This is a genomic window from Paraburkholderia sp. SIMBA_030, assembly GCF_046535245.1.
Lineage (GTDB): Bacteria > Pseudomonadota > Gammaproteobacteria > Burkholderiales > Burkholderiaceae > Paraburkholderia.
The window spans coordinates 1-248 of record NZ_JAWRXB010001279.1 but is presented as its reverse complement, the minus strand read 5'-3'; the positions used below and the strand labels follow the sequence as shown (position 1 = coordinate 248).

Genomic DNA, 248 nt, shown 5'->3' with positions numbered 1-248 from the left:
GTATTGGCATTGGCAGACAATATCCTACCGCAAGTTACTCGCACCAAATCTAACCTTAAACGCTTAGCACATGGTCAAGCAGGCAGATTACGCCTAGCATCAGAGTGCCACAGCTGCTTTGATTGGCTGATGCCGATACTCAACCACTATCGCCGTGAATGGTCGGATGTTGAGCTAGACTTTGCCACAGGGTTTGAGCCTGAGCCGCATCATCTACTTATGGAAGGTGATATTGATCTGCTTATCAC

General features: G+C 48.0%; 1 protein-coding gene. It reads left to right on the top strand.

Annotated features, from left to right (window positions below; genetic code table 11):
• Positions 1–3: 3 nt before the first annotated feature.
• The coding region (locus SB772_RS44170; RefSeq protein WP_410839045.1) for a LysR substrate-binding domain-containing protein at positions 4–248 on the top strand (245 nt) is incomplete at its 3' end.